We start from the raw sequence: 24,469 nt of genomic DNA, 5'->3' as shown, positions 1-24,469 counted from the left end.
CAATATGCTTACTACAAACTGGGCGTTAACAACAAGCATAATGATAGACCCCCCGGTGTTGAGAAAAGTTCAGAAAAAATTAGTTTTTTATCATTTCGAGCATTTGTGCTTCATTGAACTGAGTTAAATTTACGCCCGCATCAGCAAACAGGGCGTCGACCAGCGCCTGTTTGTCTTTTTGCATCTGAAAGACTTTTTGCTCTATGGAGTTGGCAATGATCAGCTTATAAACAAATACAGGCTTGTCCTGGCCTATTCGATACGCTCTGTCTGTTGCCTGATTCTCTACCGCCGGATTCCACCAGGGATCGAAATGGATCACGGTATCTGCCTGAGTCAGATTCAGGCCGGTTCCACCCGCCTTTAAGCTGATCAGAAAAACATCCACTTCGCCTTCAGTAAACCGCGAAATCACTTTATCACGCTGTCTTGTTTGCCCGGTCAGCATAGTGAATGGAATGTCTAAACCATCACAATGACTGGCTATCATATCCAGCACACTGGTGAACTGACTGAAAATAATCACCTTACGACCTTCTTTGAGGAAGTTAGGCAGGTGGCTTGAAAGCCAGTCAAACTTGGCACTGTTAAATGCCTGAGTTTTGTCGACCAGGCTTGGGTGACAACAGATCTGACGCAGCTTTAACAGTGCATCAAGAAATGCCAGCTTGCTTCGCTCCACGCCTTGCTCTTTGAACAAATCAACCAGGTTAGATTCGACTTTGGCCTGCACCTGATGATACATATCTGCCTGAGCCCCGCTAAACTCAAGCTTTTTCACCAACTCGGTTTTCGCCGGCAGCTCCCGTACTACTTCGGACTTAGTACGACGCAGAATAAAAGGTGCAATCAAAGATTGGAGCTCTTTAGCGCGGCGAGTGTCGTTTTCTTTTTCAATGGGCTGCTGAAAGTAGTGTTTAAACTGCTGCTTGGTGCCAAGCACGTCTGGCATCACAAAATCCAGCAGAGATTTAAGCTCCAAGAGGTTATTTTCAACGGGCGTGCCGCTAAGACACAGCTTAAACTCGGCAGATAGCTGTTTGACGCACTTGGAAATTTGCGCGGTTTCATTTTTGATATACTGCGCTTCATCGAGCACGATAGAGTCAAACTCAAGTTCTGAATAGTGCGCCAAATCTCGTTTCAACAACGGATAGGTGGTAATAATAAAACGCGCATTGGCAACCTGATTGAGCTGTTTATCTCGCTGCGCACCATGTACCGTTAGCAAAGGCAGGTGTGGGGCAAAACGACGGAATTCGTTCTGCCAGTTACCAACCAAACTGGTCGGGCACACTATCAAAGAAGGCTTTGTCACCAGGGTATTGTGCTGTGAAATAAAATACGCAATCACCTGCAGGGTTTTGCCCAGTCCCATGTCGTCTGCAAGGATCCCACCCAGCTGATGCCGATTCAAAAACCGTAGCCAGTCAACGCCATGCACCTGATAATCACGCAGGGTAAAATGCTCACTCTCACCCGTTGTGACCACAGTGCCAGTCGGCTCTGGTTTGCTCAGCTCATCCAGGTAGTCAAGCAGGCGGGGGTCATCTGATACGCTCTCAATCGCTGTCAGTTCAAACAACTTGCTGGCATAAGAGAGCGGGAACTTAAATTGCGAGCTTGAAAGGTAATAGCTAAACCTGGCTTTCAGCTGCAACAGTTCATCATAAACGGCCTTAGGGATGGCATAAAACTGCTCTGCAATGTTGATGTATTGATAGACATTGGCCAGTGAGTTAACCTCATGAGAAGGCACTTTATCCCAGTCAAGTGTGACCAGCTTGTCATCAAACATGACGCGGCCAATCACGTGGTGTTTTTTATCTCGTTTCAGTACCAGCGTTACCTTAGGTGTTAACACCGGACGACCGCCTTGCAGCTCGTCCACTTGCCAAAGTTTGCTCTGTAAGTAAGGACGGACTTCGCTGTTAAACCAGTGATAGGTAACGTCATCGTCGTGGGGGAGTACAAAGTGATCTTGCTGTGCGGAAAAACCAAGTCCGTTGAGCATTTTTTCGCAGCGGTTTAGCTGCTTCGCTTTTGAGTAGCGCCCTTCCTTATCGAGCAGGGACAATGCCAGCTTAAGTGGTGAGCCGGGCTCAATACTCAGTTTAGCGACCAGCTTATCCTTGTTAACCAGATGCTCATGCCCCTGAGGCGGCGGCACGATATTGTCGGCAAACACATCCTGAAAACGTTTGATCACGGCTTCGATCTTTGTGGCGTTGATCAAAGGCATGGTGTGTAAATGGGCAATTTCCTGTGCACTTAATTCAGATTCAATACGACCCAAGATCATGTTATCGGTATCAAGATACACCGGCGGATCTGTTTTGATCAATTGCCATTGCTCTACACCCGTTAGATGGCTGGTTAAGCGGTATTCATCACGCTCTTTTTGCCAATTGAACTCAAGGTGTTGCTTGTGCCCAAAGGTAAGCGGTTTACGACTGCTTTGATAGAAGCAACGTTTACTCTGAACCAGTTGCTGCAAAGCCGAGAACCCCCAGCTTCCTGAGAGCTCAAAGTGCCCAGGCGTGTTTTGCGAACGGATCCAGGAGAACAACCTGAAATCGCTCTCTAGTATGTCCTTTGGCGGTACCTGACTATTTAGTTGATGCTCGGTCAGAGCACGTCCAAGTGGATAGATACCATCAGGCTTTTGCGGAGTGGTTTTTGGATTAACCAGTAACTCATTACCGCGTAGTTCGAGCACGAACAGCAGTACGTTAGTCACATCCAGGTCATTGGCTTGCTGTAACTGAGCCAGCTCATTAAACCAATCGTTGACCAGATAAGACTCGCCAAACCCACCCGAGTGGTCAATTTTTAACTTAAGCAGTACCGCGGCAATATGTCGACACTTTGGGTTATTTGAACAGGTACACTGCGCCTCAACGGACGGCGTGCCTTTGACTTGCTCAATTTTGATATGCTGAGTAAAAGTGTTACCAAAATTGCCCATAACCTGAGCGTCAATTTTTGTAAAATCGTCGGAATGATCCAAAAAGCTGATCTGCTCATCATGCAAATACTGTTTTGCCTTGCTTAACAAGGCAGCATTGAAATACTGTTTGAGGAATCGCTCTGACAATGGGAACTGAGTCGACTGTTCCTGCTTAATTTCCTCAAATAGTGCTAGAAGTTGCTCTTTAGATAACTGCGAAGACATTCGTTTACAATAAAAAAGACGTAAAAGAGCAGTATATGAAATTACGTATTTGAGCTAAAGGGGCAAATGGCGATAAATCGGGAAAAAGTGACTGGTTGGATGACAAGTGAGTCGATAAAGTACGAAAAACGGCCGGGAAATCCGGCCGTTATGCTTAATTGAAACTTGCGAGTAATTTCTCTAATTGCTCAAGGCGTTTCTCAGTTATCACGCGATCATCAATTTTTACTGTGATGGCACCGCTTTTTATGTTTTTTTGTACCTTCACATAGTCGTTTTCGAGTAGTGCAACGTTCCTGGACTCAGCCTTTGAAAATGTTGTCAGGTAATTGGTTAACAACACAGCCCGCTTTTCATCGCTGACTGGCTCTGATGTCAGTTTATCAGCATTGTATTGTGCGACTTTTTGTTTAAATGCTTCGCTGTGTTCCTGAATGGCTGTGATAAGCTTTTTAGCGGCTTCCCGGCCCAGATGATTTGCGGTTGGATAAAGGCTCACCACTTCAAGCGGAATATGCTCATACGCTTTCAAAGAATCTGCAATGGCAGTGTGTGATAAGCCTTCAATGGCCGCTATTTCACGATAAGAGCCTTTCTTGCCTTGGCTAATAAGTGCTTGCTTAGTTTGAGAAAATGCTTTGCCTTGCTCCCATAAACTCGGTGCAATGTATTGATCTGACGATACTGACAGGACTTTTGCATCTTCTTCTGTAAAGTCTGCAGAAGTTAAAATCACATAATCGGCACCACCGAGTAAACAGGCTTTTCTGCGTCTGGAGCCTGACAGTACTTCGTGTACGGCGCCTTTATCCCAACACAACGCTGGGTGCAGGTTGCGTTTATCCGCTTCAATAGCAGGGAGTATATCTGCTACAGAACGCTCATTGAGCAATGTTTGATCACGCCTGTTGTCGCCATATACCTTTGTGACCTGCGAAATTTCATTATGCTTGATCACTTTACAGATCAAAGTGATCATTCTGTTAGGATCGCTTGGCGCTGGCATAGTCACCACATCACCAACTTTGGCCTTATCTAATAGATCATCCAGACTACTTCCTTCAACGGGTGTTGCAAATGGATCCATGCGTGTGTCGTTTTTACGTTTTCTAGCCATGAAATTGTTTACCTGCTTACTGATCGAGTGATGACTGAGTTGAAGGCCAATTTGAACGGATCAACATTTCCAGTTCATCGACAACATCTTTAATGTTTTCCTGCGACTTAATGAGAGATTCTCGACTTGCTAGTGAATCTGACGTTTTTTGATCGAAAATCGTGTTGAATGATGAGGAGCTTGCCGTGATTGCCGAGCTATGGTTAATCGGGTAACTCATGACTTGGCGGCCGAAAGCACTGCGAACATCTTTAACTATATCACGCTGTGAATGGTTACCTTTTACGTAATTGGTCACCAGGAACTGCATAAAGTCCCAGCCTTCATGTCCTAGGGCAGCGACTGTATGATAAATCTCCCCTAAACGTTTGAGATACTTGTTATTTGCATCAAAGTCTACCGCTTCCGGGTGGACTGGGATCAACATGGCCGTAGACGCCATCAGCGCATTGTAGAACATAAAATTAAGTGAAGGTGCGGTATCTATTAAGATAATGTCGAACTGCTCTGAGACTGGGTCTATGACCTTCTCCTTCAACTTGTGATAGTGCCGTGTTTGCGCATAGCTTGATGATTCTTTTAATTCAGTTGCTGTTTCGTGCTCGAAATAGAAATCATCCATCCCGGAAGGTAATACCCGGATATTCGGGATATGTGTTTCTCTGAAAGCATCTGAAACGAGTTGTTCCCATGTTTCACCTTCATCGAGTTCTATACAATCACGCATTAGATCGCCAACCGTGATCGGTTCAGGATCTTGCGAAGGGAAGAAGCTGGACGACGATCCCTGTGGATCCAAATCGATGATCCCAATGCGATATCTTTTGATATTCGTGGTTGCCAGCGCCGCTGCGATGTTCACAAGACTAGTTGTTTTACCACATCCGCCTTTGAGACTGTTGATTACTATGACCTGAAGTTTATCGGTTGGCTTTCGATGATCCGCTTCGATCCCTAAAATCTCAGCCATAGAGAAGATATTTGCCAAAGTATAGGCATAGTGGCCGTTGGCGCCTTTTTGAATAGCTAAGTGATCAAAGTCGCCTTGATCGTGTCGTCTTTTGAGAGTTCTATTATTTACACCCAATAAATCGGCGGCTGCTTTTTGCGTATAAGTGCGAAGTTCTTTATCTTCACTTTTCAGGTGTGCACGATAATGCTGAATTCGGCCTTCAAGTGACTTTTCTGCTACTTCAGCTGTTGCTTTCAGCAGCCGGTAGGTTGAGAGCGCATTACTATTGATAGACATACGTTATTTCCTTCAAATGATGCCTATAATTATAATGTCCATTACTTTTGCAGTAAACATAAAAAAACAATGACATCTCAATTTTAACTTTGCTTAAGGTATAAATAAGTAAGTTTAGAAATGGTTAGATCTATAGGTATTAAAGGCTAAGCACGAAATTATGTAAGTTAAGCACATGTTTTTATTGAATATTACTGATAAATTTGGATCAAGAAAATACTTGGTTTAGATCAGATCCTTTCGTACTCATGGATCGGGTTTTTACTTACCGCATTTTCAAAACTTTCATTAGTCACAGTTTATGCACAGCGTTATCCACTTTTATGTGCGTTTGGATCCATATTTTACTAAGTAATTTCATGTAGTTATACACTTTTATAAGTTTTTTGGCGGGATCTAATTGGTATAGATCTGATCTCTACTTAGAACGGATCGGATCCTTACTAGCAGGATCTTAATTTATCCACAATCAGGCGCACTACAAGTGATCTCAGGCGTAAAACTGCGGTCGGTTTTGATATTGTACAGCAAATTTCTTTGCTACTTGGTATAATATTGATCCTGAACTGAGCACATGTTAGTAAAAACGTGATCTCTCCGTGTTTTTTAGTCCAGATCAGTTTTATACTAACTTAAACAATTAACTTTTGATCGTGAATGTGTTGTCATTAACCGTCACAAAATTCTGGAAGTAATAAAATGAGCCGCAAGGTAAACATCTCCGTTGATAATTTACCTGATTCCCTTAGAGGTCAGATCCATGGTGTTGAAAGTGCAACTGACAATGAGAGCTTAGCGTTGTTTACTGACAACAAAGACGTGCGTGTTTCACTTGAAAGTGCCACTCATGGCTTGAGAGCTTACTCTAACACCTTTAACCATTACGACCTTTGGGGACGGTTTGTTCGTTCTGGCTATAAAAAGCTACCACTAGAAGAAGCACCAAAGAAAACTATCATTTCGAGAAGAATTTCTGAAAAAGTTGATGGTATTGTATACGATGGTGAACTAAAAATTACACCTGCAGTGGTGAGTAGCAAAAAGGACGGTGAAGAAGCTGAATTTTTGGTGTGGCCGTCAGACAGGGAAGAAAAAGTTGAGCGTGCCCTTATTCGGCTAGCCTCAAAAGGTAAAATAGTAAAAATTAATTTTAAGTCCGGTATTCAATATGCGGTAATTTTTTCTATGAATGAGTTGGCTCAAGAATTAAAAGCTGTTGGCCAATCAATGCCTTACCCTCAAATTAAAGAATCTTTAGAGGCGCTTCAAGGCTCAAAGTTGTCATTTAAATACCGCGCCACAGATACGAAAAGCACAGATATAGACGACTCTTTTTACGAGTCTAATATGAACTTTTTGTCTTCGTTACACTTTAGTGGGAAAAAAGGTCAGGGTGGTAATGTTAAGTGTGTTGCCTGCCTTAATGCTTTTGTACATAACATGATCGATAATTTGGAGTACAAAGGCTACTATTTCAACAGTGCGCAAGAGTTGAAACGTGGGTTATCGCGATGGATGATGCTGCGCTTGTACCATTTGTGGAGATATGCGGCGCCTGGTAAAACTTATCATTTTCGCCTGCTTTCTATCATGGAAAAATATGGTTCTATCTATCCGGATGATGAAATAACCGACAATAAGCTGAAAGCATTAAGAAGGGATATGACTACAACGATGAAAGACCTGATCGAAAAAGGGGCTATCTCTGAGTATCATATTTCCAATGTTAAAGATGATAAGAGCGGTAAAATTATCGATTATGTGTACGAAATGCACCCATCTGCACAGTTCTGTGATGAAATATTAGCATTAAACAAACACAATAAGCGTATTGAAATACAAGGTGGCAAACGGATTGTGGAAAATGCTGAAGTCATTGATGAAGACACGCTTGAAGAAATCGTAAAGAAATAACACATCGACTTAAACCTGCCTAGTGAGAGCGTGTATCAACGCTCTTTGGAAATAAATTACGACTACTGCTAGTAGTCAATAATTAAACATCGATTATGTTAAATCGGTGATGATATTTATAGTTATACATCTGTTGCTACACTGTTGTTTTATTAGATTATTTTATGATGTGTTCTTTATGAAATATGTTGTGATTTGGCTAGTGGTTGAATAAAACCTAGTGGCAGGGTTATCGATCAGCCCAATCAAACCAAAGGGTATCTCTTTGTAAGGCAACAATGGTGATAACGATATTTTTGTAAGGATTTGGGTCATCTAGGTTTATCTATTTTAATGATGTGTTCTTATATTGAGTGGCGGTCGTATAAACCATGGGAGTGATGTTCAGATCAGCTGAAGACAGTAAGGAGCCTTGAAAGGCCTTGATCCGGATGTGTCTATTTTCACGAATTGAGTTCACTTCGATGCTACTATATTAATGATGTGTTCTTATCTTGGGTGGCAGTCGTAAAAAGCATGGTGGTGATGTGCAGCATAAAACTGAGTGGCAAGGTTATCGAGCAACTCAATCAAAACGACAGGTACCTCCTTGAGTGCAAGAGTGGGGATAACAATATTTTTGTATAAATCTGCATTATTTAGGTTTCCCACTTTAATGATGTGTTCTTAATGAGCTTTGTACTGACTTGCTTGCAGAATTGCTGATCTGATCAAGCGGGTGCCAGGAAGGAGTTTTTATAAGTGATGACTGGAACAAGTACATTTTTCATAGATTGAGGTAATTGCGGTTTTACCATTTAAATGATGTGTTCTTATCTTGCGTGGCAGTCGTAAAAAGCATGGTGGTGATGTGCAGTATAAAACTGAGTGGCAAGATTATCGATTAGCCCAATCAAAACAAAGGGTATCTCTTTGTAAGGCAACAAAGTGGATTACGATATTTTTGTATGCATGGGTTATTTAGGTTATCTATTCAAATGATGTGTTCTTTTCTGGGTGGTGGTCATATAGAATTGAGTGGTGACGTGTGCCTGGGTTATCGAGCAACTGAATCAAAACGATGGGTATTTCCTTGAGTGCAAGAGTGGGGATAACAATATCTTTGTACAAGTTTGGATTATTAAGGTCTCTCAATTTAATGATGTGTTCTTAGTTTGAGTGGCGGTCGTGAAAATCATGGTGGTGATGTGCAGATCAGAAGGAACCTTGAAAGGCCTTGATCCGGATGTGTCCACTTTCACGAATTGAATCACTTCGATGCTACTATATTAATGATGTGTTCTTGAGTTGGGTGATGGTCGTATAAACTCTTTGGTGACTTATTGATCTGCTTAAGCAAGGACTGTGAATAGTTCGAAAGGCTATGACTTGGATGAGTGCATTTTAGACAGACTGAGATTAGTTTGATTTCACTAGTTAATGATGAATTCTTTAATGGTGTGATGGCCGCAAAGAATTCAGTAGTGACTTGCTGACAGTGTTACTGATCAGGTTGATTAAAAGGAATGCAAAAACTTGGAAGAGAAGTTGTTGAGTGAATTTGGGTTATACAGGAAGGATATTTCGAAGAATTTAATAAATGAGAACACATCGTACAGTAGGTTAATTTAATGTATCCCTCGGCAAACATTTTATATTTCAAAAACAAGCTACCAATCAACCAAGTTTTTGAGTACATCTAATCTTAAGGAGATATATCTTTATCTAATTTAATGATGTGTTCTTTAGTTGGATGATGGTCGTACAGAATCCAGTCGTGACTTGTTGCTAGGGTTGCTGATAAGCTTATTCAAAGAAAGGGTATGTTCTTGAGAAACATTGACGTGAGAGAGTTATTTTTACGTCGACTTGGAAACTATTAATATAACTTATATTTATGATGTGTTCTCTGTTCGGTTATGTAATGACTTGCTCACAGGATTGCAGATCTGATAAAGCGAGAAACACGAAGGAGCTTTGAAAGATGATGACTCAGTTGAGTGCGTCTTGCACGGATTGCGATTTCGTCATATTTATGATGTGTTCTTGTTGTGGGGATACTAATAAGTATCTAGCGGCTACTTCTATGTTTTGTTGATAGGTACCTTGGACGATTGATTAGCTTCTTTTACAGTTGCAGTTCAGTAGCTTTGTTTTCGAACGTAGTTTAGAGTACTCCTTACTTATTAATTATGTGTTCCTGTTGGGTATAAACCAAATGACAGTGTCTTCTCGTAAGAGCATCCCGGCTATCTGAATCTACATTATTTAATTGGTGTAGATTCAGGTAGGGTATTCATATGGGAAAAAACTTAGAATTATGGTTGAATTAGAACTATATGATTCGAGTCGGTTGTTGGGTTCGTTTTTTAAACTAACAAGAGGTAGAATAATATGTAAATGGGGCTTAGTAAAAGAAAGCACTTTTTTATACATAAATACCATGTTCGTCGACAGAAAGAAAATCACAGAGTAAAGTAATGGTTTTTAATCCGTGAACCCTAACTCAACTGTCATTAGGCCTATATCTCTTTTAGTCAATTTTCAGCTTCTTCGAGATAGATTCTTTCAATTAGATAGTTGTACTCTTTTTTCCTTGGGTCACTATCGTCTCGCATATAATTTTTAAGCTCACCTATTTTAGTCTCCTCCTGTGGATTTAATAACACAAAAGGAAGTGCACCACTCACATGATATCTATTTTTAGCACTGAAACGGACATTCACTTCTGGACTTACCCTAGTTGGCCTTCTTATTCTTAGTTTCGAAGTTGATGGTAAACTTGAAACTCGGATTTTCTCTTGCTTTAGTAGTGTTTGCCAACTTTGCTGGTCAATTGCTCTTGGGTTTGTGTACTGAGAAGACCTTTGGAGTATTTCTAAGGCCGCTTTCTTTGAAAGTGATTTAGTGGAGTGTTTAGTCATCCATGTAAAACGAACAGAGTATGGAATAGACTGTTCAAAATGGATCTTTCTATATGCGGCGAGAGTAACCAGACCAGGTACTGCGCTATGAACGGCTTCAAATCGCGCGTCATTATTTGCAATTTCGAGAACAAGTTCTTTAAATGCTTCTTTCGCGAGATTTACTTCGACAAGCCTGTTTTTCAACTCATCATTGGGGTCATTAACGAGAATGATACCGGGGTGTCTGGTTAATACTTTTCCGCTTTCTTTTTTTTCAATGAAAAGGTCTTTGTATGAAGCAATACAGTTAGCCAAAGCCAAATCACCGGTAATTTTTTCTACATGGATTTTTTCTGGCGCTGAAAGCTCATCTTTTTTCTGGACAGGAGGAAGTCTATAGTAGTACGCCTTTGTTATGTCAGCGTGCTTGATTTCTTCACATAACAGAGATACCTGGTCAAATAGATAATCAAAATGAGAACGTATTGAAAGTTTGTTTTTCATAGCGCAAAACCAGTGTTACACAAGTTGTCATTATACATTTTATTAGTTTAAAAATTAATAAATGATCGACTGTCAGCTTTCTGATATAGAAAACCTGTAGCCGCAGATTTATTGATAGTCGTTTAACAAGTATGATGTGTTCCTTTTATTTTAATTAAGTTTCTTCTTTAATGCAAGTGAATGAGCTTTCACTTTTATACAGTTAGGATGAAGAGTACTCTGTAAAGGGTAGGATTAGTAATGGCTGTTAAGGTGAAATTGTTATAAGTATTCTCTCAGAAAGTGACTTTCAAAAATTTCCGCATTGCTACCTAAGTGCTTAAGCCTTATAAAAGTATTATGTAATTAATTAAGAGAGAAGTGTTTCAATGGTGCTCACTCATCAGAATTTGAAAGACAACTATTGTCCTGTGACATTTTTATGAGCAAGTGGATTAAAAATAAGCATTTGTTTCTCATATTTTCGCTCTGGCTCATAGATGGAATAAAAGAAGGTTTTAAAATTTCTACTCTGCAAAAAACCACAAACAATGTTGTGACTAAGCTAAGTTTTATTCTCATGCACAATTGTAACTATGGAGAGCAGTTTGCCCAACCACTAAAAAACGGTAAAGCCCATTCGTATATTGGTGAGTTAAGGTCACCAAAGCAAGAGCGGTGAGTCAGAAAATTGTATCAACCTTTCCGCCCAGGTTTTGTTTATTTAATAATAGAGCGTTAGCCTTGTACTATCAGATCTCAAAAGTAGACACAGAGACGTAATTTTTGAAAAATACTAACTCTAACCGACGCGATTATCACAAAGTCATATTCGTTAGATACGAACCCCAACCTTTGTTTCTAAAGGGCGATTGAAACCTGCCTGACTTTACGAGTTGTATTTTTCTTGTCTCTTCAAGCTGAAAATGCGTTTATTAGTGATCAATGAATACATTCGGTTTAGAGTAAAAAGCTTGTAATTGCTTAGGCAAGCGTAATACCAAACCGGCATTTATCTTAGTCCGCTCTCTTGATTGACAATTGTTTTGACTGCAAACGTAATAGCATGTAGTTGGCCAGAAAATAGGGTGCGATTAAGCGCCAGGCCTGGCTAAAGCTAAATATAATCTTTGATGTAATTACGCAACAAATCTTGAGTTGCCCAAAACCCTAAGTAACTGCTCCAAAAGTTCAGGGCTACTTACTCAGGCCAGTCCATTGCGTAGGAAGAACAGCTCATAAAGCAGTTGGCACGAAAGATACCAGGGCAATTAAGCAAGGGCCTAAGAAAAAAAGCATTTAGTAGTGGCCTTAAACAATATGTCCTTACAGCCAGGTGAGAACGGAGCAGAAAGTGTATGAGCTAGCACCAATTTTCATTGGCGTAAAAATAATGTATCGGATACGCCGCTAAAGGGCATTAACCAGCAGCATACTGAAGAGATGATGACAGTGCTACGTAAAATTGTGCTCTTAGGAGTAAGTTATAGGAGAGGTATGGTAATAATCAAAACTGTGTGTAAGCTCTTCGATGTGTAGAATAGCAGACCCAAATAAAGGAATTAAGCACAGTGCTAATCTTTACCACAAGGCAATTGAGGTAGAGTCTATATGTTTACCGCACATTTAACATAATGCAACTTCTGAGTAAGTTACCTTATCTCTCGCTACAGCAGGATGTGTCTCCTTGAGACTACCCGCACCCAAAAACTTAGTCGTGCGTAAGCTATTTTTACAAATAAGAAATAGATGCTGAGGTAAAGATAGGTATTCTTTAATGTATGATGTGTTCTTATTCGTTAAATTATCCTTTAAATTCTTCGAAATATCCTTGAAGCTGCCGCGTCTATAAGGTAACTTGCCTTTGAGGTAACTAATGAGGAATGAGGAAAAAACATGAAGCCTTGGAGTCCAGATAGCTGGAGAGATCACCCGATAGTTCAGCAACCTGAATACCCGGATAAACTAGAACTGGAAACAGTTGAAAAACAAATTAATGCAGCCCCCCCTTTAGTTTTTGCTGAAGAAACCAGAAGTCTTTACAAAAGCCTTGCTGATGTCTGTGAAGGTAAAGCCTTTTTATTGCAAGGGGGCGACTGCGCTGAATCCTTTGCTGACTTTAGTGCAACGAGCATCAGGGATACATTTAAAACCTTATTACAGATGGCAGTTGTGCTTACTTACGGTGGTAAATGCCCGGTCGTTAAAATTGCGAGAATGGCAGGTCAATATGCTAAACCTCGATCGTCAGACTACGAAACAATTAACGGTGTCGCCTTGCCTTCGTACCGAGGAGATATTGTAAACAGTTTTGAGTTTACCGAAGAGGCGCGTATTCCAGATCCAAAAAGATTGCTAACAGCATATCATCACAGTGCTTCCACGTTAAACTTACTGCGTGCGTTTGCTCAGGGTGGTTTAGCAGATTTACATCAGGTAAGCCGTTGGAACATGAGCTTTGTTGCGGCAAACCCGATGAAAGAGAAATTCCAGCAACTGGCTAACCGGATCCAAGAAGCATTAGAGTTTATGGAAGTGTGTGGTATTGATTCTTCTGTGGCGCCAAGCCTGAAAGAAACGCACCTCTATACATCGCATGAGGCTTTGCTATTAGGTTATGAGCAAGCGCTCACTCGCCGCGATCACCTCAGTGGAGACTGGTATGATTGTTCCGCCCACTTTGTTTGGATCGGTGAGCGTACAAGACAGTTAGATCATGCTCACATTGAGTTTTTCAGGGGAATTAAAAACCCAATTGGCGTTAAGGTTGGCCCAGGCATGAAGCCTGACGAGCTTATTCAGCTAATTGACGCATTAAACCCAGACAATATCCCAGGTCGACTTACGTTGATCACGCGGATGGGTGCGGATGTTCTACCTGAAAAGCTCCCAGCACTTGTCAGAAAAGTGCAAGAAGAAGGTCGCAAAGTTGTGTGGAGCTCCGACCCAATGCACGGCAATACAGAAAAAGCCAGCACGGGATATAAAACACGTAGTTTCAATAACATTTTGCGTGAAATTAGCCAGTTTTTTGCCGTTCACAAGGCGGAGGGCTCTTACCCGGGCGGTGTTCATCTTGAAATGACTGGTCAGCACGTAACCGAATGTATTGGTGGTGCCTACGGCTTGTCAGATGAGGACTTAGCACAGCGTTATCGCACGCAATGCGACCCACGGTTAAATGCGGATCAGGTTTTGGAGCTGGGCTTCCTGGTTGCGGATCTGCTAAAAGACGCTAGAAATCGAGTCTAGAATAAAAAGTAAGAGGCCCTGACAGGGCCTTTTTTAGTATTTACGTCTTTCCAGATCCGTTTCTGAAATTATTTTGGCGGATATTTCTTCAACCGAAAACTTGGTTGAGTTTAAATAAGCTATCTTATTTTTCTTAAACAACATTTCGACTTCACGTACTTCAATTCTACACTGACGTATAGATGCATAGCGTGAATTCGCCATGCGCTCCTGTCTGATAGCTGACAAACGTTCGGGGTCTATCGTTAGGCCAAAAATCTTATGCTTAAAGGGTAATAAACACTTAGGTAGCGCACCTTTTTCCAAGTCATCTTCTGTCATGGGATAGTTTGCCGCCTTAATACCATATTGCAACGCAAGGTATAAACTAGTCGGCGTCTTACCACTGCGGCTCACGCCGACCAAAATGATGTCTGCTTTTTCATAATCCTTTACATTCGCGCCATCGTCATTGGCCAGAGCGTAATTCACCGCATCAATCCTAAAGTCGTAGGTTGCTTCATGGATACTGTGCGTCCTATGTACTTTTGGTACTGGTGCAACTTTTAACTCTCTTTTTACGATTTCGCTCGAATAGGACAAAAAGTCATAGCAAACACCATCAGAAGCCAAAATAATATCGGATAGAACGGGGTTTACAAACGTGAAAAACACGAGCGGTTTCTCGCCGCTAGACTGTGCCGTTGAGTTAATTAGCTCTTTGATTTTTTGTGCTTTATCGACGGTTTCAACAAATGGTATGGTCTTATGATTAAAATCTACAGGAAACATAGATAAAGTCGCGTGGCCGAATACTTCAGATGTAATCGCCGTCCCGTCTGATATATAAAATGCAGTTCTCATTTTAACCTTTAAATTACTTTTTTAGTATTTTTTCGCGTCGCGGTTTACGTCGCTATGCTTTAAGTTGTAGAATGCCTTCGACCTATAGGAAGGTCAATTTTTCTCTCACATTAAATACAATTTGTTTTTGGAGACAGTTCCGTGCAAGACTACGTTCTCTGGTATCAAGAATTAGGTATGCAAGACGTACCTAGAGTTGGTGGTAAAAATGCTTCTCTGGGTGAAATGATATCTAACCTTGCCAATGCAGGTGTACAAGTACCCGGTGGATTCGCAACAACGGCAGACGCCTTTAATGAATTCCTCGAGCAATCCGGCCTAAATGAGAAAATTCACACTATTCTCGATTCACTCGATGTTGACGACGTCAACGAACTAGCCAAAGTCGGCGCCCAAATCCGCCAATGGGTTATTGATACACCTTTCCAGCCAGAATTAGACCAAGCAATTCGCAACGCCTATGCATCACTTCATGGTGATGAAAACAACGATGTCTCCTTTGCAGTGCGTTCATCTGCTACAGCAGAAGATATGCCAGATGCCTCATTTGCAGGACAGCAAGAAACTTTCCTAAATGTGAAAGGTATTGATGCTGTGATGGTTGCCATCAAGCATGTATTTGCGTCTTTGTTCAATGATCGTGCAATTTCCTACCGTGTTCACCAGGGCTATGACCATCGTGGTGTTGCACTGTCAGCTGGCATCCAGCGCATGGTTCGCTCTGATAAAGCCTCTTCTGGTGTTATGTTTACGATCGATACCGAGTCAGGTTTCGAAGACGTAGTATTTGTTACCTCAAGCTATGGTCTTGGAGAAATGGTCGTTCAGGGAGCTGTTAACCCAGACGAATTCTACGTTCACAAGCCAACACTGGCTAAAGGCTTACCAGCAGTTGTTAGACGTAACATCGGTTCCAAAGCCATTCAAATGGTCTATTCAAGCGATGAATCTCACGGCAAACAAGTTGAGATCGTTGATATGGAACCTGAGCTGTCTAACAAATTCTCTATCACAGACAGCGAAGTACAGGAACTAGCCAAACAAGCCGTTATCATCGAAAAACACTATGGCCGTCCAATGGACATCGAATGGGCCAAAGACGGTAACGATGGCAAGCTTTACATTGTACAAGCGCGTCCAGAAACTGTTCGCTCAAACGAAGATGCTAACGTTATGGAGCGTTACCAGCTTAAAGAAAAGTCAGACATCGTATGCGAAGGTCGCGCAATTGGCCACAAAATTGGCAGCGGTGTAGTACGCGTACTTAACTCCATCGATGAAATGGATAAAGTAGAGCAGGGCGACATTCTGGTTACCGACATGACAGACCCAGACTGGGAGCCTATCATGAAGCGTGCTGCTGCTATCGTCACTAACCGTGGTGGTCGTACTTGTCACGCTGCAATCATCGCCCGCGAACTGGGTATCCCAGCGGTAGTTGGGTGTGGTAATGCAACAGATACCATCAAACATGGCGATGAAGTCACTGTTTCATGCGCAGAGGGCGACACAGGTTATATCTACCAGGGTAAACTTGATTTTGAAGTAATTTCATCGCGCATTGATTCAATGCCTGAAATCCCAATGAAAATCATGATGAACGTCGGCAACCCGGATCGCGCATTTGATTTTGCAAAGCTACCTCATGCCGGTATCGGACTTGCGCGCCTAGAATTCATTATCAACCGAATGATTGGTGTGCATCCAAAAGCACTGATTAACTTCGACACGCAGTCTGCTGAGCTGCAAGCTGAAATTAAAGAAATCATCGCCGGTTATGAATCTCCGGTAGAATTCTATATCGCAAAACTGGTTGAAGGCATTTCAACCTTAGGCGCGGCATTTGCGCCAGAGCGCGTTATCGTTCGTATGTCCGACTTCAAGTCAAACGAATATGCCAACCTTGTCGGTGGTCAGCAGTACGAGCCGGAAGAAGAGAACCCAATGATTGGTTTCCGTGGCGCTTCGCGTTACATTTCAGAAGATTTCCGCGAGTGTTTTGCGCTAGAGTGTGAAGCAATCAAACGCGTACGTAACCAAATGGGTCTGGAAAACGTTGAGATTATGATCCCATTTGTGCGCACACTTGAAGAAGCCGCACAAGTAATCCAGTTGCTTGAAGAACACGGTCTTAAGCGTGGTGAAAATGGACTGAAAGTGATCATGATGTGTGAGCTTCCTTCAAACGCACTGTTGGCAGATGAATTCCTTGAGTATTTTGATGGATTCTCAATCGGCTCAAACGATCTCACTCAGCTTACTCTGGGTCTTGACCGTGACTCAGGTCTGATCGCACACCTGTTTGATGAACGTAACCCTGCTATTAAAAAGCTACTATCAATGGCAATTCAAACTGCTAAAGCAAAAGGCAAATATGTAGGTATTTGTGGTCAGGGTCCTTCGGACCATGAAGATTTTGCAGCCTGGTTAGTAGAGCAAGGCATTGATTCAGTATCGCTCAACCCAGATACAGTTCTGGAAACATGGTTATACCTTGCTGAGCAAAACAAAGCATAAGGCAACCTAAGAAATATAAAAGGCCTGTTTTAACAGGCCTTTTTTAGTGCTCCACTAACGAAGACGATGGTCGAGTTTCACGCACATATTTTTGAATGCGATCTGAGTTTTCCTTAACCAATTTCTTGCCCAGGGATAATTAACAGATAAGCAAAGTAATCCGCCAAGCAAGAAAATAACCGATGGACCAGGCACAACGATAAACACCAGAGCCAGTAAGGCGCACATCACAGCGGCCAGGTTTAATAAAGTCTTCTTCATACGTATCTCACTTTTATCGTTTCATATAAAGCCTACTCTAAATTCGATTCCTAAGCTTTTTCAAAATGTAACAAAACGAAAAATTCTGGATTTGTAATACCACTCAACATGGTACAATAACCACAAAGCAATAATTTATTACCGTCATGATTGCCGAAATTACCCAGCAGGATTCTGCCAACACGTTACTAAACGACTATATAAAAAAGATTACCGGTCAGGGGTTTAGTGGAGATACCGACACAAGCTATGCTACCCGCATTGTTACGGCTACGGATAACAGTATCTACCAAGAGATTCCTCAGGCTGTTATTTATCCAAAATGCACCAAAGATGTCCAGGTAGCAATGCAGGTTGCATCTCTGGATCCATTTCTGTCTTTGAGTTTTGGCCCACGAGGTGGTGGAACAGGTACAAATGGGCAGTCACTGACTCCCGGTATTGTTGTGGATTTATCACGCTACATGCGTAATATCATCGAGATCAATGAAGAAGAAGGCTGGGTCAGAGTACAAGCCGGCGTGATAAAAGATCAACTTAATGATTTTTTAAGACCCTATGGTTACTTTTTTGCCCCCGATCTGTCTACCAGTAACCGTGCAACGATAGGCGGGATGATTAATACGGATGCTTCTGGCCAAGGGTCACTTGTTTATGGAAAAACCAGCGATCATGTTCTTGAATTGAAAACCATTCTTGTGGATGGCACGGAACTAAACACCTGCAAACTTGAGTTAGAAAAAGCACAAGTCCTTGCCGAACAAACCAATCGCGTCGGCGAAATTTATAATGTGGTATTAAACAGTTGCAGAGACAACCGTGCGCTGGTGCTTGAAAAATTCCCAAGACTGAATCGATTCCTAACGGGCTACGATCTGGAGAATGTCTTCGACAGCGAAATGACAACCTTTGATCTGAGCAGAGTGATCACGGGTTCGGAAGGCTCTTTAGGCATAGTGACAGAAGCTAAATTAAATGTTACTCGTATCCAACCATTTAAAACCCTCATAAATATAAAATACGACTCGTTTGAATCTGCACTCCGAAACTCCCCATTTTTAGTCGCGGCCAATGCGACATCAGTGGAAACGGTAGACAGCAAAGTTCTTAACCTGGCAAAACAAGATGTTATCTGGCATTCAGTATCGGACTTAATCTCAGATGTCCCGGGCGTTGATGTTCAGGGACTCAACATGGTTGAGTTCAATGGTGAAACCCCGGAAGAAATTGAAGGTAAAGTCACGTCGCTGTGTGCTCAGCTTGACCAGCTGATAGCAAACAAAGAAGCGGGCGTCGTAGGATACCAGCTTACCAATGACAAGTCAGATATTCTGAAAATATACGCGATGCGGAAAAAGGCCGTCGGTCTGCTGGGTAATACAAAGGGCAAGCAAAAGCCGCTGGCGTTTGCAGAAGATACTGCTGTGCCGCCAGAAAATTTAGCAGACTTTATATTAGAATTCCGTGAGTTGTTAGACAGTAAAGGGTTGCACTACGGTATGTTCGGTCACGTTGATGCAGGCGTACTACATGTTCGACCGGCCTTGGATATGTGTGACCCAGAGCAGGAAAAATTACTGAGAGAAATTTCAGATCAGGTGGTTGCGCTTACGGCTAAGTATCGTGGCTTAATGTGGGGCGAACATGGTAAAGGCTATCGTAGTGAATACGGACCGGAATTTTTTGGTGATGCACTTTTTACTGAACTCAGAAAAATAAAAACCATATTCGACAAAAGCAACCGCCTTAATCCAGGAAAAATTTGTACGCCGCTAGACAGTGCAGATAGTCTTGTCAGTGTGGACGACCAAAAACGCGCTTGGTTCGATAAGTCGATCAATATTCAAGTACGCGAGAGTTTTGAAAACGCGATGAACTGTAATGGCAATGGATTGTGCTTTAACTACGACCAAGACTCACCAATGTGTCCATCATACAAAGTGACAAAAGATCGTCGTCACTCACCGAAAGGACGAGCTTCTTTAATACGCGAATGGTTCCGTTTACAAGAAGAGCAGGGCGTTGATCTGTTGGCAACAGAAAAAACACTCATAGAAAAAGAAAATGACACCACCTGGTGGGAGCGTTTTAGAAATACTCAGAAAAAGCGAAAAGGCTTTTATGATTTTTCAAACGAAGTGAAAGAGTCGATGGACGAGTGTCTGGCTTGTAAAGCATGTACCACGGCTTGTCCAATCAAGGTTGACGTACCGAGTTTCCGGGCGAGATTTTTGAATCTTTACTATAGCAAATACAACCGGCCGCTAAAGGATCACCTGGTAGCCGGCGTCGAGAAAACAACTCCTCTGATGGCTAAGGTGCCAAGGTTAACCAACTTTTTCGTTAACCTGCCGCCGGTCAAATCAGCTTTGAAAAATATTGTTGGCTACGTTGATACGCCAAAGCTCAGTGTGCCAACGTTAGCTTCACGTGTTAACAGTGCACTGATGTATGACGAAGCTCAATTTGCAAAGCTATCTAAAGAAGAAATGTCCGATATTATTTTTATCGTTCAGGATCCCTTTACCAGTTACTATGAAGCTGAGTTGGTCGAATCGTTTATTACTCTGATCAGCAAACTAGGCAACAAGCCGATATTGTTACCATTTGTACCTAATGGTAAAGCACAACATGTAAAAGGCTTCCTTAAGGAATTTAAATCCACAGCGTCTTCGGCCAATGAATTTCTTTCTCGCATTGCGCGTTATGAAAGACCTATGGTTGGTTTAGATGCCTCATTAGTGCTTTGCTACAGAGACGAATACCTCAAAATCCTTAATAAAGATGAACTAGATTTTAAAGTTCAGCTTGCGCATGAATGGCTCGCAACACAGGACTGGAACTCAATTGGGCGAATAGAGAACGAGGTACCGGTTAAGTTATTAAGTCACTGTACTGAAACCAGCGCGATGCCGCAAAGCAAAAATGTCTGGAGTGAAATATTCAGTAACCTGGGAATAGAATTGAATACTCCCACGACTGGGTGTTGCGGCATGGCTGGAACGTATGGCCACGAAACGGATCATCAGGAGAATTCAAGAAACCTGTATGAAATGTCTTGGCAGCATCACACTAAAAATATGGCCAGTGAAACAATTTTGGCGACAGGCTTTTCATGCCGCTGCCAGGTGAAGCGTTACGAAAATCAAAAGCCAATGCACCCGATTGAGTTCATTGCTAAAAATATTTAGATAAGTCAGCAGCGACGTATTTTCTCGTCGCTGCTTTACAACTACCCACCAATTCACCGAACTATCCCTACGAAACACTTAATTTAACATAACTATTTACTGGCCAAATTTCGGGATTCTGACGGGTATATTTTGTTCAGTAGTGTGACAGATGCTGAGTTGGCCATTGTTTAAAACAATGTAAGATGTGTTCTTTTTAGTTTTCTTATAAAGTTACCGTATAAACTCAGTAAGGAGCATTTTCCAGGCTCTCTCTCGTAATGTGCTGACTGTATTTGGCGGTAACTATACGAGTATTTCAGGGGCAGGCAGAGTGCTAAATGTAGTTAGCGATACTTTTTTCAGAAATGCGACTTTTGAAAATACAACAATTCAAGGTATGGCTGCTTGTTACAATCGTACACTCAGAAGGGTGGTCAAATTTGGCCGTAAGACCAAAATATATAATAGCGAATTTGACAATGTTTCAATTAATACGCATCTTAATAATCGATTAGAGATACATCATTCTTATATCAAGAATATCTTCGATAGTTAATGACGGACACATATATAAAATTACAGAAAGTAAAATTAAATATAGCACACTCAAAACAAACCAGCTTTTGAGTAGCAATGACTTATATAAAAGATATTAATATTAAGACAACAACATAATTTAGAATAATAGACAACTATTTAGACCATAAAGAAAAATCTAACTGGATACTTCTAACAATTAAAAATAGAAGTTATATCAATGAAAAATTAAAAAAACTGTTCTTTGATATGAGAAAAGAAAACATAATATCGATAAATGCAGCAGAAGGCACCAGTATAATCTTTAAAGGCAATTATGCTTTTGTTAAATACACTAACTAAACTCGAACACTGGCAAATATGAGCAGATATGGCGCTATAATTTTTGAACGAAATGCCAATGTCTGAGAAATCCCCAGATATTCATAATTAAAATCAACACGTTGGACACGCACAGCATTCTTTGATCTAATTTATTTCGCCAAAAAAATAGATAACAACACTATACGTGATATCTCTATCCTACACGATATGCTCAGAAAAACTGCCCCAAAATTCATGCGCATCGCCTTGATTCATTAGTGCTGACAACAGAGACTTTGCTCGATAGCAATCAACTGTTACTCACCAAGCTGGTGCGCTTGATACATCAAATTGGGAGGCCTCATAATTGGGGCACCCCCAGCGCCAGTTAAGCACTTGTTATAAGTATTAAAGCCTAAATTCACATGTAGTAATCAAACCTTCAGGTGACTCTCTGGAGTCTAATTTGCTTACATGTCTAAAAAGCCACTTTTGAAGTGCATTCTCGCATTGTTTGAAAAAGTTTCTGTTCTCACAACTTACCGCTCTTATATTTGTCGGGTGTGAGCCATACTCACCATCTGCTAAATCGAATAACACCTTGCATGCCCCTTCAACTTTTTCATTTGCTTCTTTTATTGGATAGGCAGGAGAAATGTGGACTATTGGGCGAATATACTCTCTGTTTTCAATTGAACTTTCAATCGCTCCTCCTTTTTCTTCTGGAGAATGATTTATACTTTGACAACCAATAAGATTACCAATATTGGGACAAGAGTGAGGTGCTTCACTGTTCCTCCTTATGCGTATAACGCCACCATCTGAGAACCCCAGACATTCATAATTAAAATCAATATGTTGGACACGCACAGCATTGTTTAATCTAATTTATTTTGCCAAAAACCAAATAGATAACAACACCATGCGTGATATCACCATCCTACACGATATGCTCATAAAAAACTGCCCCCCAAATTCATGCCCGACGCCTTGATTAATTAATGCTGACAACTGAGACTTTGCTCGATAGCAATCAACTTTCCCTTACCGAGCTGAGTCGAAATATGAAGGGTCCTGTCACTGCTAAGTACTCAAAAGTTTCAGACAAATACGATCAGAGAGCGTGCTATTCTGTCGACTGTCAGACTTGGCAAAGAGGTTAGGCGACGAAGCAATTATGTTATGACCAGAAGCAGTTACACTGAGCTATACGCGAATACGTGCGCTTGATACATCTCCCCAGTGCTAATATAAGTAGGAATTAAGCCAGCTATTTAGGTGGCTCATCCAATGATGTGTCACTCAAATATCAAACAAATATTAGCCGGTTTATAACCAAACTTTTATTTTAATCCGCAAGCACATCTGCCTGATGATCAACTTATCTACTAATATACTCCATAGCTGACTAACGATGTGGAGCCATTATGCATGATGTGTTCTTTTAGGTAAAACTTCAAGTAACTCCTTAAAGTTTTCTCTTGATCCCTGATTTAGCTCGTTCTTTGATGTTAGTCTGAATATATATCTGATCGGTCGTCGCGATTTTTGAGTGACCCAGATCTTCAGATAAATGTTTTAACGGTCTATGCTGCGCATCGTGTGTTGCGCCGGTGTGCCTTAACCAGTGTGATGTTGCAGCCTGCAAGTTTTCGGATTCTTCGACAAAGCCATCTTCATTGAGCTTTTTTATAGCCAGATCGAAACTTTCTTGAACAATACGGCGTATTTGTCTGACATTCATGCCGCCGCTGCCTCGCAGTTTGTGAATGATTGGGTGTGGCTCATCAACCCGGGGGAGGGAGGTCAGCCCGCGACTGAGGCGATAGCGCTTCAGATACTCAATAAAGTCTTCGCTCAATGTCACGTCGCGCAATTTGTTGCCTTTACCCATAATGCGCAAAAACCAAAACCCATCCTGATCTTGCCAGAAATGGCTCATAACAGGCGCCCACTGTGGTCTGTCGGAAAGCTCCGAGATCCGTAAGTAAAGACCTTTTAAACAGGCGAGGGTAAACAAATTTCGCTCAAGTTTGGGGTCCTTCTCACAACGGTCTTTAGTTACGCCAAAAACGTACTCCCATTGCAAGTCACTTAACGTATCTGGCAGTTTAATTTGGGATTGAACAACCAGGTAGGGGCAATTCTTTTTCACCACAGGCACAAAATTGGCGAAGGTTTTTTCCTCTAAAATTGCGAATTTATAAAATACATTTAAGGCTGTGAACATAGATGCAAGTGTTTGCTGACTAACCCCATTGGCCTTATAAACAAAGGGGCGCCAGTTAGGGTTAACGCGCCTGAAGCCGTTACTGTCTTTAAATCGCCACTGTACAGAGGTGGCTACCCAGTCATCGCTTGTTTCTACAACAAACTCAACATACGCCTCTATGTCTTCACGTTTTAACTCGAACACAGATGCTTTTTGGACACACCAGGACCAAAGATAAAAGCGTTCTATTTCATTGCGAAACCGGTTAAACGTGGCCTCTGACTTACGTCCATACACATACAAAAACTGATAAAGGAACGCCAATTCATCTTTACACTTTTGCGGATCAAAAACTTCATCCTGCATAAAATTTGCGATATCAGGGTATTCAGTCGCAAGCGTGTTATCTTCAAGGTGCGCAACTAAGTATCTGAGTTGCTTTAGTGTATCAACGAGTGGCGTCATATTGTGTATAACACTGATTATTTAAACAGTGGTTTATTCTGACCTAAGCATTCTTAGAATGCAACGGCCAGACCTCAGTAAAG

12 protein-coding genes and 1 pseudogene are annotated in these 24,469 nt (G+C 41.6%); 5 read left to right on the top strand and 8 right to left on the bottom strand.

Translation table 11 applies throughout. From position 1 onward, the window contains the following. Window positions 1–79: 79 nt before the first annotated feature. The 3 genes from C3B51_RS11710 to C3B51_RS11700 form a co-directional block, all read right to left on the bottom strand. Window positions 80–3,175, bottom strand: coding sequence for a DEAD/DEAH box helicase (locus C3B51_RS11710; RefSeq protein WP_130245156.1), 3,096 nt, complete (start codon window positions 3,173–3,175; stop codon window positions 80–82). 154 nt (window positions 3,176–3,329) lie between these two features. Then, on the bottom strand, window positions 3,330–4,292 hold the full coding sequence (locus C3B51_RS11705) for a transcriptional regulator (RefSeq protein WP_130245155.1): 963 nt from the start codon (window positions 4,290–4,292) through the stop codon (window positions 3,330–3,332). Between the two features lie 16 nt (window positions 4,293–4,308). Then, window positions 4,309–5,541, bottom strand: coding sequence for an AAA family ATPase (locus tag C3B51_RS11700; protein WP_125719854.1), 1,233 nt, complete (start codon window positions 5,539–5,541; stop codon window positions 4,309–4,311). Window positions 5,542–6,240: 699 nt separating this feature from the next. Between C3B51_RS11700 and C3B51_RS11695 the strand changes: the two genes are divergently transcribed. Further along, the gene (locus C3B51_RS11695; protein ID WP_125719856.1) at window positions 6,241–7,455 is read left to right on the top strand and encodes a replication protein A; all 1,215 of its coding nucleotides are present in this window, start codon (window positions 6,241–6,243) and stop codon (window positions 7,453–7,455) included. A 2,516-nt stretch (window positions 7,456–9,971) separates the two neighbouring features. Here the strand turns inward: C3B51_RS11695 and C3B51_RS11685 are convergent. Continuing rightward, entirely contained in the window at window positions 9,972–10,844 is an 873-nt protein-coding gene (locus C3B51_RS11685; protein ID WP_130245154.1) for a DNA replication terminus site-binding protein, read from the bottom strand. A 1,875-nt stretch (window positions 10,845–12,719) separates the two neighbouring features. Between C3B51_RS11685 and C3B51_RS11680 the strand changes: the two genes are divergently transcribed. Beyond that, window positions 12,720–14,075, top strand: a complete 1,356-nt coding sequence (locus C3B51_RS11680; protein ID WP_125722149.1) for a class II 3-deoxy-7-phosphoheptulonate synthase — start codon at window positions 12,720–12,722, stop codon at window positions 14,073–14,075. 33 nt (window positions 14,076–14,108) lie between these two features. Here the strand turns inward: C3B51_RS11680 and ppsR are convergent, their stop codons facing one another. After that, window positions 14,109–14,918 carry a posphoenolpyruvate synthetase regulatory kinase/phosphorylase PpsR gene (ppsR, locus tag C3B51_RS11675; RefSeq protein ID WP_125722084.1) on the bottom strand — a complete coding sequence of 270 codons (810 nt, stop codon included), beginning with the start codon at window positions 14,916–14,918 and terminating at the stop codon, window positions 14,109–14,111. A gap of 141 nt (window positions 14,919–15,059) precedes the next feature. Here ppsR and ppsA point away from each other — a divergent pair, with 141 nt between their 5' ends. After that, window positions 15,060–17,435: a phosphoenolpyruvate synthase gene (ppsA, locus tag C3B51_RS11670; protein ID WP_130245153.1), complete on the top strand. Its 2,376-nt coding sequence runs from the start codon at window positions 15,060–15,062 to the stop codon at window positions 17,433–17,435. 54 nt (window positions 17,436–17,489) lie between these two features. Here the strand turns inward: ppsA and C3B51_RS11665 are convergent, their stop codons facing one another. Continuing rightward, entirely contained in the window at window positions 17,490–17,663 is a 174-nt protein-coding gene (locus C3B51_RS11665) for a PGPGW domain-containing protein (RefSeq protein ID WP_240701895.1), read from the bottom strand. A 179-nt stretch (window positions 17,664–17,842) separates the two neighbouring features. Here C3B51_RS11665 and ydiJ point away from each other — a divergent pair, with 179 nt between their 5' ends. Further along, complete coding sequence (gene ydiJ / locus C3B51_RS11660; RefSeq protein ID WP_130245151.1) at window positions 17,843–20,887, top strand: D-2-hydroxyglutarate dehydrogenase YdiJ; 3,045 nt, start codon at window positions 17,843–17,845, stop codon at window positions 20,885–20,887. A gap of 1,230 nt (window positions 20,888–22,117) precedes the next feature. Here ydiJ and C3B51_RS11655 read toward each other — a convergent pair. Next, entirely contained in the window at window positions 22,118–22,579 is a 462-nt protein-coding gene (locus tag C3B51_RS11655; protein WP_130245150.1) for a hypothetical protein, read from the bottom strand. A gap of 52 nt (window positions 22,580–22,631) precedes the next feature. Between C3B51_RS11655 and C3B51_RS23925 the strand changes: the two are divergent. Then, window positions 22,632–22,803, top strand: a pseudogene (locus tag C3B51_RS23925) (IS4 family transposase); the annotation flags it as partial. A 374-nt stretch (window positions 22,804–23,177) separates the two neighbouring features. Here C3B51_RS23925 and C3B51_RS11650 read toward each other — a convergent pair. Then, complete coding sequence (locus tag C3B51_RS11650) at window positions 23,178–24,386, bottom strand: tyrosine-type recombinase/integrase (protein ID WP_130245149.1); 1,209 nt, start codon at window positions 24,384–24,386, stop codon at window positions 23,178–23,180. Window positions 24,387–24,469 lie beyond the last annotated feature (83 nt).

This window comes from Pseudoalteromonas rubra, from assembly GCF_004212645.1.
GTDB classification, from domain to species: domain Bacteria; phylum Pseudomonadota; class Gammaproteobacteria; order Enterobacterales; family Alteromonadaceae; genus Pseudoalteromonas; species Pseudoalteromonas rubra_G.
Note: the sequence above shows the minus strand (reverse complement) of the source record. Positions and strands in the feature narration are given on the sequence as shown.

Excerpts from the sequence above, each read along its gene's own strand:
- C3B51_RS11710 (WP_130245156.1), bottom strand. The coding sequence starts at position 3,175 with ATGTCTTCGCAGTTATCTAAAGAGCAACTTCTAGCACTATTTGAGGAA.
- C3B51_RS11705 (WP_130245155.1), bottom strand. The coding sequence starts at position 4,292 with ATGGCTAGAAAACGTAAAAACGACACACGCATGGATCCATTTGCAACA.
- C3B51_RS11700 (WP_125719854.1), bottom strand. The coding sequence starts at position 5,541 with ATGTCTATCAATAGTAATGCGCTCTCAACCTACCGGCTGCTGAAAGCA.
- C3B51_RS11695 (WP_125719856.1), top strand. The coding sequence starts at position 6,241 with ATGAGCCGCAAGGTAAACATCTCCGTTGATAATTTACCTGATTCCCTT.
- C3B51_RS11685 (WP_130245154.1), bottom strand. The coding sequence starts at position 10,844 with ATGAAAAACAAACTTTCAATACGTTCTCATTTTGATTATCTATTTGAC.
- C3B51_RS11680 (WP_125722149.1), top strand. The coding sequence starts at position 12,720 with ATGAAGCCTTGGAGTCCAGATAGCTGGAGAGATCACCCGATAGTTCAG.
- ppsR (WP_125722084.1), bottom strand. The coding sequence starts at position 14,918 with ATGAGAACTGCATTTTATATATCAGACGGGACGGCGATTACATCTGAA.
- C3B51_RS11665 (WP_240701895.1), bottom strand. The coding sequence starts at position 17,663 with ATGTGCGCCTTACTGGCTCTGGTGTTTATCGTTGTGCCTGGTCCATCG.
- ydiJ (WP_130245151.1), top strand. The coding sequence starts at position 17,843 with ATGATTGCCGAAATTACCCAGCAGGATTCTGCCAACACGTTACTAAAC.
- C3B51_RS11650 (WP_130245149.1), bottom strand. The coding sequence starts at position 24,386 with ATGACGCCACTCGTTGATACACTAAAGCAACTCAGATACTTAGTTGCG.